Here is a 12592-nt window from a genome sequence, read left to right as displayed (position 1 = left end):
GCGATAGTAGGGATACATGGTGTCGAGTTCCTCGGCGGCGTCGCCGGTCAGGAGCAGCGCTCTGGGCACCTGCTTCTCCTCGCATCTGAGGCGGGGTGACGTCGATCCAATCCAATCCGATCTGATCCAATTGCGTTAGCATTCCTCGGCCCAGCCCGCCCGTCAAGCCTTTACGCCATACCGTCCGAACCCTTGATTTCGTCGAACAATCGCCGGAACCGCTCGCCGGACAGCAGGATGTGCCGACGCATGGCGTAGGCGGCGGCGTCGGGGTCACGCGAGGCGATCGCGCCCACAACGTCTTCGTGCTCGGCCATCGCCAAGTGAGTGACCTGGGTGTCGTGGAGAAGCCGGAACAGGTGCACGTGCGCGTGCAGGCGAGCGAGCGCTTCGCGGATGAGCTGGTTCTCCGCGCTCAAGGCGATGAGATCGTGAAAAGCGGCGTCGCGGAGCCCGAAGGCGCCATAGGCCATGAGCCCGGTGCCCCCCTCCAGCTCCGCCATCTCCTCCAGCAGTCGCCGCAGGCCGGCCACCTGCTGCAATGATGCGCGTTCGGCGGATCTGCGCGCCGCCGCCGGCTCGAGGAGCAGGCGGAGCTCGAGCATGTCCTCGAATCGCTGACGGGTGATCTGGGGGGGAATGTGATAGCCGGCATGGGGCACACGCACGACCAGGCCCTCGGCCTCCATGCGGTTCAGAGCGTCTCGGATCGGCGTCTGCGAGACCCCCAGCTCTCGCGCCAGGACGTCGATCGTGACGCGGGAACCAGGCTCGATCCGTAGCGACATCAGCTGTCCGAGCAGCGTGTCGTACACCTCGTCGGCAAGCCGGCCACGAGATCTTCCCGGCGGCGTTCCGCCCGTCATGGCCCCACGGCCCCTCGCGATCATCGCTTCGTCGTCCATCGTGACGTGAGGTCCTTTCTTACGTCTTCGCGAACCTGTTGACATCGGTCGCAATGCTGCGGGATGTTGATGCTCCCATTCAGATCGTATAGGAAAGGTGACGGACGCCAGCCCTCCTTCACCCGTCCACCCGTCGCGGAACCGCCCGCCATCGCTCCGCTTTGATCAGTTGGAGCTCCTATGAGCATGCTCGATGTCCTTCTCGGTTCGCCGCCGGGCCGCACAAGGGCCGAGGGACCTGTCGACTGCTTGAAGCCCCATTACCTCGCGGCGTACTCGTGACGCCGGTCTGCGGGTCAGCCCTTGCGGCAGCCGTCGACCCGCCTGAACATCCCCCAGCAATTGCTCGGTGAAGCACGCAGGAAGGCTCCAGAGCTCCCCACCCAGAAGGCAGGCAGGAAGATGCGGCATCCAGAGCGAATAAGACGACTGTCCGTTTCCGGTCGAACGGCGCAGCTGGTGACGGCGGCCGTATTAGTGGCCGCGACCATGGCGGCTTGCGGGCAGGACGACGGCGCGGATTCGAGCGCGCCCAAGGCGCCGGCGACCATCCCGGAGCTCACCAAGGACCCGCTGACCCTCAGCTTCATCTGGTTCGACTGGCCCCCCGCTCACGCTCTGGAAGCCTTCGCCAACGCGGAGTACACCAAGGAGCGGCCGAACGTGACCATCAAGGTCAACACCGTGCCGAACGCGAACTGGCACGACGCGATGTTCACCCAGTTCGCGGCGCACAAGACCGACTTCGACATCCCGATCCTGGACTCGCAGCACATCGGTGAGGCCGTGACGAACGGCAACATCCTCGACATCACCGACTTCGTCAAGAAGAACATCGACGTCAAGGCCTACAACCCGTACCTCCTGGCGGCCTACGGCCAGTTCCCGCAGGCGGAGACCGGGAAGCGCGACGAGAACGCCAGCCTGTACGGACTGCCGCTGCTCGGCGACACCTGGACGATGATCTATCGCAAGGATCTGATCGGCGACAAGCCACCGCAGACCTGGGACGAGATGATCTCAGTCGCCGAGAAGTGCCAGGCGGACAACCCTGGTGTCAGCGGGCTGGCTTTCCACCAGGCCAACGGCTCCGACGCCGCGGCCGTGACCTACAACACGGTCAACGGCGTCTACGGCGGCAACCTCTGGGACGCCAAGACGCACAAGATCGAGGGCGTCCTCAACGACGCGGCGGGCCAGGAGGCGATGGACGTCCTGGTCAACAAGATGAAGCCGCTGACCGCCAAGGGCTCCGGCAACTGGTTCATCGACGAGGTGAACGCGGCGGTCGCCCAGGGCAAGGCATGCATCGCGTTCAACTGGATCGCCGCGAGCGGCGGCCTGCTCGACCCGAAGCAGTCGACGCTCGGCACCACGCGGGAGCAGATCCTCGACAAGCTCGGTTTTGCCACCCTGCCGAGCCAGAAGACGAACCTGGTGCCTCTCGGCGGCATGGGGATGCACGTGTCGGCCTACTCCTCCAAAGCGAACCAGGCGGAGGCCCTGAACTTCATGAAGTGGTTCGAGCGGGCTGACATCCAGAAGAAGTGGGCCGCGGCCGGTGGCGTGCCCGCGCGTACGGACGCCCTGCAGTCGCCCGAGTTCCTCAATGCCGGGCCGTTCAACCAGGTGTACGCCGACTCGGTTCCGCGGATGCGGGACATGTGGAACGTGCCCGAGTACGCGCGCCTCGTCGACATCGAGAACACCAATGTGAACGCGGCTCTCAACGGCACGAAAAAGCCGAAGGATGCGCTCGACGACATCGCCAAGGAGCAGCAGAGCGTGCTCGACTCCGGCAGCGGCAAGGGCGGCGGCGGACTGTGAGTGACCCCGCCCCGCTGACGACCGACCACCCCGAGCAGGTGGCGTCCGCGACGCCGCCTGCACCGGGTCGGTCCCGCCGCTTGAGTGACCGCGGGCTCGCCGTGGCCTTCATCTCCCCCGCGCTGCTGCTGCTGCTCGCGATGTCGGTGTTCCCGTTGCTGTGGGCGTTGTACCTGTCTTTCACCGACTACTCGGCCACCCGCGGGGGGCCGGCCCATTTCGTCTGGTTCGAGAACTACACCGCCATCCTGACTTCGGCGCAGGTCCACACGAGGGCCTTGACGACGTTGATCTACGTGGTCGGCGCGGTCACCCTGCAGACCGTGCTCGGCTTCTCCATCGCCTACCTGATCTCACGGCGCACGCACGGGCGAGGACTGCTGACCACTGCGTTCCTGGTCCCGATGATGCTGTCGCCGGTCGTGGTCGGGCTGTTCTGGCGATTCATGCTCGACGCGCAGTTCGGCGTGATCAACAGCATGCTCGACTCGCTCGGCCTGGGGCAGGTGGAGTGGCTCACCCAGCAGCGAACGGCACTGATCTCCCTGATCGTGGTCGACACCTGGCAATGGACGCCGTTCATCATGCTCATCGCACTCGCGGGCCTCACCGCGGTCCCCAAGTACCTGTACGAGGCCGCCTCGATCGACCGGGCGTCCGAGTGGTTCCGGTTCCGCACCATCACTCTTCCGCTGGTGTGGCCGCTGCTCCTCATCGCTGTGCTGTTCAGGGCCATCGAGGCCTTCCGGCTGTTCGACCTCGTCTACATCCTCACCAGCGGCGGTCCGGGCGTCTCCACCGAGACGTTGTCGTTCCACGTCTACAAGGTCGCGTTCCTGGGCTTCAACACCGGAACCGCCTCGGCGTACGGGATCCTCATGGTCCTCGTCGTCATCGTCCTCACGCAGCTCTACCTGCGCTACTTGAACAAGCTCAAGGAGGACTGATGGCCGTCTCCGTCGACGAGGCCGTGTCCACAGGCCCTGTCCAGGATCACACGCCCCCCGCGCGTCGCTTCGGCGGCCGGGGTCGCTCCGTGCTGGAGGTCGCGCTGCTGACCGTGCTGGCCGTCGTGATGCTCTTTCCGGTGCTGTGGATGATCGAGACGTCCATCAAGGAGAACCGGGACGTCTACGCTATCCCGGCCAAGTTCTTCCACTTCACGGTCACCATGGACCATTTCAAGGACGTGTTCCTCGCCCCCGGCGGCGGTCGCTCGGAGTTGTCCGTCGCGTTCCTCAACTCCCTCCTTGTCGCCGGGGCCTCCACGGTGCTGGCCACCGTGCTGGGGGTCCCGGCGGCCTGGGCCTACTCGCGCTTCGCCGTGAAGGCCAAGAAGGACCAACTGTTCTTCATCCTGTCCACCCGCTTCATGCCGCCTGTGGTGGTCGTGATCCCGATCTTCCTCATGTACCGCGAAGTCGGGCTCATCGACAGCAAGCTCGGCCTGATTCTCATCTACGCCGCCTTCAACGTCCCGTTCACGATCTGGATGATGAAGGGGTTCGTCGACGAGGTGCCCGCAGAATACGAGGATGCCGCCATGCTCGACGGCTACACCCGCTTGCAGGCGTTCCGGCGGTTCACCCTTCCCCTGCTCCTGCCCGGCATCGCCGCGACGGCGGTCTTCGCACTCATCTTCTCGTGGAACGAGTTCGTGTTCGCCATCTTCCTCACCTCCAGCGACGACGTACGGACGGCCCCACCCGCCATCGCCGGGCTCATCGGCGGAACCACCGTGGACTGGGGTCTCGTGGCCGCCGCCTCCCTGGTGTTCGCCCTACCAGTGCTCGTCTTCGCCTACCTGGTGCGCAAGCACCTCGTCGCCGGTGTGACGCTCGGGGCGGTGCGACGCTGATGGCGGGCATCGAAGTGACCACCCTGCACAAGCGCTACCCGGACGGGACGGTCGCAGTCGAGCACGTGGACCTGTCCATCGACGACGGCGAGCTGTTCGTGATGCTCGGCCCTTCGGGCTGCGGCAAGACGACCACGCTGCGGGCCATAGCCGGCCTGGAGCGGCAGACGACGGGCGACATCCGCATCGGCGACACGCTGGTCAACGACCTGCCGCCGGCAGAGCGCGACATCGCCATGGTGTTCCAGTTCTACGCTCTCTACCCGCATCTGAGAACCCGCGACAACCTGGCGTTCCCGCTGCGGGCCGAGGGATTGCCCAAGGCGGAGGTGCGCGAGCGTGTCGACGATGCCGCCCGGCTGATGCGGCTCGGTCCGCTCCTGGACCGGCGACCGCACCGGCTGTCCGGCGGGGAGCAGCAGCGCGTCGCGCTTGCTCGCGCCCTGGTGCGACGACCGCGCGCCTTCCTCATGGACGAACCCCTCACCAATCTGGACGCGGAGCTGAGGGCGGACATGCGCACGGAGATCAAGCACCTGCAGGGGGGACTGGGGACGACGATGGTCTACGTCACCCACGACCAAGTCGAGGCGATGTCGCTCGGCCACAGAATCGCCATCCTCAACAAGGGCCGCGTCGAGCAGATCGGCACGCCGCTGGAGGTCTACGACCGTCCGGCGAGTCTCTTCTGTGCCGCATTCATCGGCTCCCCGCCGATGAACCTGATCGAGGTGGAGCTGGCCGACGGGAAGCTGCGCAGTCAGGGCGGACTGGTCCTCACGCCACCGCCAGGCCTGCCGCGCGACCGTCGCCTGGTCGCAGGCGTCCGGCCGGAGGCGCTGGAGGTCACGGAACCAGGGGCGGAGCGTTCGGCCCCGGCCCGCGTGGTCTCGGCGGAGTGGCTGGGAGACGAAATCATCTGCGTGGTCGACCACGGTGGCCGGCGCGACGTACGGGTTCGGATGCCACCGACTGTCCGTTTCGCCGCTGGCGCGCCGGTCGGGCTGCGGCACACCGGCGGGCCCCCGCCGGTCTACGACGTGCGCACGGAAGAGCTGGTGGCCTGATGGGAACCGTGGCAGTGCACGGGCTGCGCAAGTCCTTCGGCAAGGTCCAGGCCCTGGACGGGGTGACGCTGGACGTGCCGGACGGCTCGTTCTTCGTCGTGCTCGGGCCCTCTGGGGCAGGCAAGACGACGACCCTGCGAGCGATCGCCGGCCTTGAGAGGCTTGACGCCGGGTCGGTGCATCTGGACGGGAGGGACGCGACCGGTGACTCCCCGGCCGCACGCGACCTGGCCATGGTCTTCCAGAGCTACGCCCTCTACCCGCGACTCACGGCGTACGAGAACATCGCTTCGCCGCTGCGGGCACGCCGCTGTTCTTCGAGCGAGATCGCCGCTGCCGTCGAGCGGATGTCGAGCCTGCTGCACATCGAACGTCTGCTGCAGCGTCGTCCCGCGCAGCTGTCGGGCGGTGAGATGCAGCGTGTCGCGCTGGCGCGGGCGCTGGTCCGTCGCCCGCGCGCGTTTCTCATGGACGAGCCGCTGACGAACCTCGACCTCAAGCTCCGCGTCGAGATGCGCACCGAGCTCACCCGCATCCACCGGAGTCTCGGGGGAACCTTCGTCCACGTGACCAACGACCAGGTCGAGGCCCTGTCCATGGCCGACCAGGTGGCGGTCCTCAAGGAGGGGAAGGTGCAACAGGTCGGAACGCCGACCCAGGTGTACGAGCGACCAGCCAACCAGTGGGTCGCAGGCTTCGTCGGGAGCCCGTCGATCAGCCTCCTCCCCTGCCGCGCCGAGGGGGATCGTCTGGTCGGGGCGGAAGGCTGGACGCTGCCGCGGCCCCGCTGGACCACGGCTGAGGACGGTCGTCCGCTGCTGCTGGGCCTGCGGGCAGAAGACTTGTCCATCGAGCAGCGTGGGGACGCGTCGTTGTCGGGTGAGCTCTACGGCCTTGAGCCGCTCGGTGACAGAACCGTGGTCGACGTCCGAGTGGGGACGGAGATCCTCAAGGTCAAGGCACGACCCACCGTCACGGGTACGCCGGGCGAACGGCTGCTTGTCACGGTCGACCTGGACCGCGCGCACCTGTTCGATGCGGGCACCGGGCTGGCGCTGTCCGAGGCCGGGAGGTAACCGGGCAGGGCGGCGACGTCAACATGCGCCCGTGAGCACGCCTTGATGACGCCGAAGCAGCCCTGGCCCGAGAAGGCGATCGGAGGCGCGGGGCGTCGCCCTGCAACCAGGGCCACGTTCGACCCGCTCGGCAACCTCGACCCCGACGAGGTCGTGTGACCGCTTCGTCCACGCGCGTGGCGCGATCGCCGATGTCACGCCGGACATCACCAAGAACATCACAGGAGGCGACGCAATGAGTGACCCGATGGATGTCCTGGCCCCCGAGCACCGGCGGCTCCGGATTGGCGACGTCTGGCGCGACGCCGCCGGCGGAGCCACCTTTGTCGTCGAGGACCCGGCCACCGGCAAGACCATCGCCGAGGTGGCGGGCGCCGGCGTCGTCGACGGGCTCGCCGCTCTGGACGCGGCGAGCAAGGCAATGGCTGAGTGGGCGGCGACCCCGCCGCGAAAGCGGTCAGAGTTGTTGACCGCGACGTACCGGGCACTGACCGAGCGATCCGAGGAAGTCGCCCGGCTGATAACGCTCGAGATGGGCAAGCCGCTCGCCGAGGCTCGGGGAGAGGTGGCCTACGGTGCCGAGTTCTTCCGTTGGTTCGCCGAGGAGGCGGTGCGCGTCGAGGGGCGCTACAACGTCGCTCCCGCTGGTGGATATCGCATCCTCACCGTGCCGAAGCCGGTCGGACCGTGCGTCTTCGTGACGCCCTGGAACTTTCCGTTGGCCATGGGCGCCCGCAAGATCGCTCCTGCGCTGGCGGCGGGCTGCACGACGATCACCAAGCCGGCAGCCCGGACGCCACTCACCATGCTGTTCCTGGCCCGCATCATGGAGGAGGTCGGCGTTCCCCCGGGCGTTGTCAACGTCGTGACAACCGAGCGTTCCGGCGAGGTGGTCTCAGCACTGCTGGCCGACCGTCGGACCCGCAAGCTTTCGTTCACCGGGTCGACCGAGGTCGGGCGCGTGCTGTTACGACAGGCGGCGGACAACGTGCTGCGCACCTCCATGGAACTGGGCGGCAACGCGGCCTTGATCGTGTGTGCCGACGCGGACCTGGACGCCGCGCTCGACGGTGCCATGGTGGCCAAGATGCGCAACATCGGGGAGTCCTGCATCGCGGCGAACCGAATCTACGTCGAGGAGCCGGTGCGCGAGGAGTTCACGGCGCGCTTCGCCCAGCGGATGGGCGCGCTCTCGGTGGGCCATGGTCTCGACGACGGCGTGGACGTCGGGGCGTTGATCGACGAGGCCTCGGTCACCGAGATCGACGAGCTCGTCGCCGACGCGGTCAATCGCGGCGCCCGCGTCCTGGTGGGCGGCGAGCGTCCGGATGGGCCAGGCCATTTCTACCCGCCTACGGTCATCGTCGACGTGCCCGAAGACGCGCGGATACTGCAGGCGGAAATCTTCGGCCCGGTGGCGCCGATCATCTCGTTCACGTCCGACGACGAGGTCATGGCGAAGGCCAACGACACCGAGCACGGCCTGGCCGGATACGTCTTCACCCGTGACCTCCAACGGGCGCTCCGGTTCACCGAGGGGCTGGACACCGGGATGGTCGGCATCAACCGCGGTCTGATCTCGGACCCGTCAGCTCCGTTCGGAGGCGTGAAGCAGTCCGGGATCGGCAAGGAGGGGTCGCACGAGGGCATCCTTGAGTACCTCGACGTCACCTACGCGGCGATCGACCTACCGTGACCGGTTTGCTGCTCCGGGTGCCCGCCGAGGATCAACGCGCCCTGTGCACACATGACCTGACCGGCCTCCACCCGTGGGGCGGGAGCCGGGCCATGGCCGGCACGAATCCGTTGGCACCCGGGGACGCCGTCGACTCCGCCGGTGTGCGCGCCACAGACGCGGCCGCGGCGGTGGATGGGGCGATCAGCCGTTTCGGTGGTCCCAAAGGCTACGCCCTCGGGCTCATGATCGAGGTGCTGGTCGCGACCTTGACTCGTACCGCCCTTGGCGACGATGTCCGCGGGACCCCGACTGACCCGCCCACCAGGGGCGACGTCTTCATCGCGATGCACCCGAGGGCGCCCGGGCACGACCGAGTCCGGGAGCCCGGCGCGCGCCTGCGCCATCCGGCAGCCGACGCCGTCCCGGTCTCGCAGGTGAACTGGACGTCCGCCCAGCACATCACCGCCGACGTTCCAGAGAGGCACTGACATGCTTGAGACCGTCCGCGGACCACGCCAGCTGATAGTGGGCGAAGGGGTCGCGCAGAACATCCCACGAGTGGTGGCCGAGTGTGGCTCGCGAGTCCTCATCGTGACCGACCGCGTTCTTCTGGGGCAGCCGGGCGTGGCCGAGATCGTGGCCGCCGTGCGGGAGAAGGTCGAAGTCGTCGGGGTGTTTGCCGACGCGACTCCGGACGTGCCGCTCGCCGATGTCGCCCTGGCCGTCTCGGTCGCCGCAGAGGTGGACGCCGACGTAATCCTCGCCATCGGGGGTGGCACGGTGATCGACCTCGCCAAAATCGTCGGCGTCATCCGGCGCCACGGTGGGACGCCGCGCGACTTCTACGGCGAGTCGAAGGTGCCGGGGCCGACGATTCCTCTCGTCGCGGTCCCGACGACGTCAGGCACCGGATCCGAGCTCACGCCCGTCTCGGTGTTGACCGACCCGGACCGCGAGCTGAAGGTGGGGGTCTCCAGCGTCCACATCGTGCCCGACTTCGCCATCGTCGACCCCGAGCTCACCTACACCTGCCCTGCGACCGTCACTGCCCACTCCGGCATCGACGCGTTTTGTCACGCGGTGGAGAGCTACACCGCGCGACCCCGGGCCCACGGGCCGCGCGACCCGGTGGAGCAGGTCTTCCTCGGCCGCAACCCGATCACCGATCACTACGCGCTCCTGGCCGCGAAGCGGATCGCCCGCAGCTTGCCCCATGTCGTCAGGGACGGAGGCGACAAGGACGCGCGCGCGGACATGTCCTATGGGTCCATGCTGGCCGGGCTCGCATTTTCCCACGCAGGCAACGCGGCTCCGCACGCCCTCCAGTACCCCATCGGCGCAGCCACCCACACACCGCACGGCTTGGGCGTCGGGCTGCTGCTGCCCTACGCGCTGGACGCGGCCAGGGATGCCATCGTCGACCGGTTGACCATCCTCGCCGGGGTGTGCGGGCTCGACGTGACCGACGCCTCGGATGCCGAGGCCGCAGACACGTTCCTCACCTGGCTCGACGGGCTCCTTGCCGACATCGGCATCCCTGCCACCTTGGCGGACATCGGCGTGGCACGCGCCGACCTCCCGCGCTTCGCGGAGATGGCCAGTGGCGTCACCCGCTTGATCCAGAACCATCCAGGCCCGACCGACACCGCCAGTCTGACCGCGATCCTCGAAGCGGCCTGGATCGGGGAGCGGACCCGACACGTCCTGACTCCGGAGCAGAGATAGTGACGGGCCTTTCACATGACGGCGAGTTCCCTGCCCCACCCTGGGTATCGGAATGGTCGGCTACGACTCAGCCAGCACTCCAGCAGGATTTCGCTGTCTGACCTGGTCTTTCGCCGGGTGGCGGGAGTGTAACGGGACTTCGATCGTGCGGGGGCGGTCTCACGGAGACCGCCCCTCGATCGTGCGACAACGCCGCAGGTAGTGACAGCGGCGGGCGACTGCCTGGCGTCGGCGGCGCCAGTTCGACCAGCTCAGCGCGTGGTGTCGTCCGCGGTGTCCGCTCAGGTGCGGGGGCCGGGCACGACAAGCTGCCAGGAGTCACCGAACCTCCGCCACTGTGAGCCCGATGAGCCCGGGTGTCTCACCTGTTCCGCCCCCTTTCCCAGGGCTGGTGTGCCGTGACGGCCAGGAAAGCGTGCGCGAGCATGGTCAGAGTGATGTGCCGATACCAGCCCACGTAGCGACGGACTTCGTACTGGTCCAGGCCGCACTCGTTCTTCGCGGCCTGGAAGCACTCCTCGATCGCCCAGCGTGCCCCGGCGACCCGCACCAGCTCCTGGACGGTGACGTGAAGGGGTGCGTAGGCGAGGTAGTAGGCGATCTCGTCGGGCTTGCTGATGCTGCGCCGGGCCAGTGCCCACCGCATCCGGTGAGGGACCTCGCCCTGATAGTCGAACTCGGCGACGGCCGGCAGCCGCGCCGCTGCCCAGTGGTAGAGGCGGGGCCCCTTCGCGCCGTCGCCGCATGAGATCTTCTCCCACGCTTCGTCCGGGGCCCGCCCGAACAGAACCTCGATCCGTGAACAGACCACGCTGAACTGGGACTTGGGCACGGCCAGCATGTAGCCGACACCCGACTGATCCAGCAGCCGGCGGAATCGGTTGTCCTGACCGTAGGCGGAATCCGCGGTGACCCAGGGAATGGGCAGCGGCGAGGCGAGGGCCCGCAGCGCCATGTGCCGAGCCAGTTCGCCCTTGGTGCCGAACTCCCGCTCGTCGGGGCCCCTTGCCGCGCGGCAGCGTTCCCGGTCCTCGGTCCAGGACTTCGGGAGGTAGAACTCTCGGTCGACCAGAGCCCTGCCGCGGGTGGTGGCGTAGGCGGCGAAGACGCCGATCTGGCAGTTCTCGGTGCGGCCTGCGGTTCCGGAGTGCTGGCGCTGGACCCCGGCTGAGGTGGTGCTCTTCTTGATGAACCCGGTGTCGTCGATGATCAGGACACCGTCGCCCTCGCCGAGCCTGTCGGCGACGTATTCCTGCAGGTCGTCGCGGATGTCGTCGGGCTCCCACTTCGATCCGGCGAGGAGGTGTTGCAGGCCGTCAGGGGTGGGGTGGAGTGGCCGGCCTGTTCGGCCAGCTGCCAGCTGTTCTTGCGGGCTACCGGGGCGAGCAGCCCGCGTACGTAGTCACGCATGCGGCGGCGGAGCTCGACTCGGTCGAAGCGGTGCCCGATGGTCAGGAAGAGGTCATCCAGTTCGAGGTCCCATTGCGCGGCGGCAGACTCGGTGATCACCCTCGGAGGCTGCCCCGCTGGTGTCACTACCGGCGGCGTTGTCGCACGATCGAGGGGCGGTCTCCGTGAGACCGCTCCCGCACGATCGAAGTCCCGCTACACTCCCGCCGCCCAGCGAAAGACCAGGTCAGACAGCGAAATCCTGCTGGAGTACTAGTTCTAGGGCCGCGCCGCCTCGCGGATCGTACGCGGCGCCGCTCCCAGTTCGCGGCGGCAGGTCTTGTTGAAGGCCTGGAGGTCCGGGATGCCGACCGCCGCCGCCACCGCCGGGATCGGCATCGTCGAGGCCTGGAGCAGATGCCGGGCGCGCTCCATACGGCGGCGGCGGATATAGGACACCACCGTGTCGGCCGTGCCCGTGCGGAACAGACGGGTGAGGTGGTTGTGCGAGATCCCCGCCGCCCGGGCGATCCCCGGCACCGGCAGCGGTCCCGCCAGCCCCTGTTCGATGTACGCGAACGCCGCCGCCAGCGCCGGATGCGACTGCCCCGCCGCCTCCTGGCCGCCGCCGAGCTGCGCCGTGTGCCACAGCACCGTCCACACCTCCGCAGCCGCCCGCGCCGGCGACACCGGCATCGCGGCCACCGCGTGCCGCAGCAGAGCGGTGAGCACCGGGGCCTCCGCGCCCGCGTCCTGCATCACCGGCACGGTCCGCCGCTCACCGCGGCCGGGCAGCGCGAAGTGCGCGTACAGATGCTCGTTCCGGCGCGACTCGTAGTGGAAGTGCACCTCTACATCCGGCGGCACCAGGCTCACGTGCCCGGGCCGGATGGGATACCGGCCGCCGCCGAAGGCCAGCTCGCCGGAGTAGGTATACAGGTGCAGCTGCCACAGGCCGGGAAGCCGGAAGACGTCGTGCGAGCCGAGGGTGCCGTGCATGCCGACGCCCGCGTTCACCGCCCGCGGCGGTTCGTCCAGCGGCAGCACCACATGACCGGTCATGGTGA

10 protein-coding genes and 1 pseudogene are annotated in these 12592 nt (G+C 68.1%); 8 read left to right on the top strand and 3 right to left on the bottom strand.

Annotated elements, in window-relative coordinates; genetic code table 11:
- Positions 1-170 precede the first annotated feature (170 nt).
- On the bottom strand, positions 171-905 hold the full coding sequence (locus ABZ312_RS41595; RefSeq protein WP_500439949.1) for a GntR family transcriptional regulator: 735 nt from the start codon (positions 903-905) through the stop codon (positions 171-173).
- 303 nt (positions 906-1208) lie between these two features.
- Between ABZ312_RS41595 and ABZ312_RS41590 the strand changes: the two genes are divergently transcribed.
- From ABZ312_RS41590 to ABZ312_RS41555, 8 genes are all read left to right on the top strand, one after another.
- Positions 1209-2732 (top strand): extracellular solute-binding protein, encoded by a 1524-nt coding sequence (locus tag ABZ312_RS41590; RefSeq protein WP_500328785.1) that lies wholly within the window; start codon positions 1209-1211, stop codon positions 2730-2732.
- Between the two features lie 80 nt (positions 2733-2812).
- A complete protein-coding gene (locus tag ABZ312_RS41585; protein ID WP_199789178.1) occupies positions 2813-3679 on the top strand; it encodes a carbohydrate ABC transporter permease in 867 nt (288 codons plus the stop codon).
- Complete coding sequence (locus tag ABZ312_RS41580; RefSeq protein ID WP_500439948.1) at positions 3679-4590, top strand: carbohydrate ABC transporter permease; 912 nt, start codon at positions 3679-3681, stop codon at positions 4588-4590. Before ABZ312_RS41585 ends, ABZ312_RS41580 begins: the two co-directional genes overlap by 1 nt.
- Positions 4590-5657: an ABC transporter ATP-binding protein gene (locus ABZ312_RS41575; protein WP_500439947.1), complete on the top strand. Its 1068-nt coding sequence runs from the start codon at positions 4590-4592 to the stop codon at positions 5655-5657. Before ABZ312_RS41580 ends, ABZ312_RS41575 begins: the two co-directional genes overlap by 1 nt.
- On the top strand, positions 5657-6733 hold the full coding sequence (locus ABZ312_RS41570) for an ABC transporter ATP-binding protein (RefSeq protein WP_500357229.1): 1077 nt from the start codon (positions 5657-5659) through the stop codon (positions 6731-6733). The genes ABZ312_RS41575 and ABZ312_RS41570 overlap by 1 nt, the downstream gene beginning before the upstream one ends.
- A gap of 235 nt (positions 6734-6968) precedes the next feature.
- Positions 6969-8429 (top strand): NAD-dependent succinate-semialdehyde dehydrogenase, encoded by a 1461-nt coding sequence (locus ABZ312_RS41565; protein WP_500328789.1) that lies wholly within the window; start codon positions 6969-6971, stop codon positions 8427-8429.
- Positions 8426-8899 carry an Ldh family oxidoreductase gene (locus ABZ312_RS41560; RefSeq protein WP_500439946.1) on the top strand — a complete coding sequence of 158 codons (474 nt, stop codon included), beginning with the start codon at positions 8426-8428 and terminating at the stop codon, positions 8897-8899. Before ABZ312_RS41565 ends, ABZ312_RS41560 begins: the two co-directional genes overlap by 4 nt.
- A 1-nt stretch (position 8900) precedes the next feature.
- The gene (locus tag ABZ312_RS41555; RefSeq protein WP_500439945.1) at positions 8901-10136 is read left to right on the top strand and encodes an iron-containing alcohol dehydrogenase; all 1236 of its coding nucleotides are present in this window, start codon (positions 8901-8903) and stop codon (positions 10134-10136) included.
- Between the two features lie 281 nt (positions 10137-10417).
- Here ABZ312_RS41555 and ABZ312_RS41550 read toward each other — a convergent pair.
- A pseudogene (locus ABZ312_RS41550) lies at positions 10418-11645 on the bottom strand (IS701 family transposase).
- Positions 11646-11804: 159 nt separating this feature from the next.
- Positions 11805-12587 (bottom strand): AraC family transcriptional regulator, encoded by a 783-nt coding sequence (locus ABZ312_RS41545; RefSeq protein WP_500328792.1) that lies wholly within the window; start codon positions 12585-12587, stop codon positions 11805-11807.
- Between the last annotated feature and the right edge of the window lie 5 nt (positions 12588-12592).

Source organism: Streptomyces sp. NPDC006207, from assembly GCF_040613835.1.
Classification (GTDB): Bacteria; Actinomycetota; Actinomycetes; order Streptomycetales; family Streptomycetaceae; genus Actinacidiphila.
Note: the sequence above shows the minus strand (reverse complement) of the source record. Positions and strands in the feature narration are given on the sequence as shown.

Bases quoted from the DNA above. Each gene is read 5' to 3' on its own strand.
- ABZ312_RS41595 (WP_500439949.1), bottom strand. From the start codon at position 905: ATGGACGACGAAGCGATGATCGCGAGGGGCCGTGGGGCCATGACGGGC.
- ABZ312_RS41580 (WP_500439948.1), top strand. From the start codon at position 3,679: ATGGCCGTCTCCGTCGACGAGGCCGTGTCCACAGGCCCTGTCCAGGAT.
- ABZ312_RS41575 (WP_500439947.1), top strand. From the start codon at position 4,590: ATGGCGGGCATCGAAGTGACCACCCTGCACAAGCGCTACCCGGACGGG.
- ABZ312_RS41570 (WP_500357229.1), top strand. From the start codon at position 5,657: ATGGGAACCGTGGCAGTGCACGGGCTGCGCAAGTCCTTCGGCAAGGTC.
- ABZ312_RS41565 (WP_500328789.1), top strand. From the start codon at position 6,969: ATGAGTGACCCGATGGATGTCCTGGCCCCCGAGCACCGGCGGCTCCGG.
- ABZ312_RS41555 (WP_500439945.1), top strand. From the start codon at position 8,901: ATGCTTGAGACCGTCCGCGGACCACGCCAGCTGATAGTGGGCGAAGGG.
- ABZ312_RS41545 (WP_500328792.1), bottom strand. From the start codon at position 12,587: ATGACCGGTCATGTGGTGCTGCCGCTGGACGAACCGCCGCGGGCGGTG.